Here is a 699-nt window from a genome sequence, read left to right as displayed (position 1 = left end):
CCCAGCGCCGCCGCGCCGGTCACCAGGCCGAGGTTGCGCGCCAGATTGAGCAGGCCGGACACCAAGCCGCGCCGGTCGGCCGGCTGCCCGGCCATGACCAGGGTGTTGTTGGCGGCCTGGAATAGCGCGTAGCCGACGGTCAATGCCGCCAGCGGCGCCAGGTAGCCGGCGATGCCCAGCGAGGCGGGCAGGGCTGCGAGCAGAGCGGCGCCGGCCAGCATCGCGGCCAGGCCGGCCAGGCTGACGCGGTCCGCGCCGAAGCGGTCGGCCAGACGTCCGGCCGGCACGCCTGCCAGCATGGAAATCGCCGGACCCATCGACATGGCCAGGCCGGCGCCCATCGCGTCCAGTCCCAGCGCCCGCGACAGATGGAAGGGGCCGACCACCAGCGTGCCCATCATCACCGTGGCCACCAGCGCCGCGGCGATCAGCGGGCCGCCCAGCGCCGGATCGCGCAGCATGTCGATCCGCACCAGCGGGGCCGCGCCGCGCGCCTCCACCCGGAGGAAGGCGGAGACGCCGACGGCCGCCGCCAGCAGCCAGGCCAGGTTCTGCGGGCCGAAGCGGCCGCGCCCCAGCGTCATCGCCAGCGCATAGGCGGACAGCGTCAGCGCCAGCAGCAGCGCGCCTGCGCAATCGAAACGGGATGCCCGCTCCGTCGGCGCGTCGGCCGGCAGGCTGCGCCGCGCGAGCAGGAAG

1 protein-coding gene is annotated in these 699 nt (G+C 75.5%); it reads right to left on the bottom strand.

The annotated features are described in order from the left end of the window. Positions 1-699: MFS transporter (locus LQR33_RS22970; RefSeq protein ID WP_231470580.1), on the bottom strand; the 699-nt coding region annotated here is incomplete at both ends.

Origin of the sequence: Chromobacterium piscinae (assembly GCF_021129175.1) — a bacterium.
Lineage (GTDB): Bacteria > Pseudomonadota > Gammaproteobacteria > Burkholderiales > Chromobacteriaceae > Chromobacterium > Chromobacterium piscinae.
The sequence above is the reverse complement of the archived record's forward strand: the minus strand, read 5'-3'. Positions and strand labels throughout refer to the sequence as shown.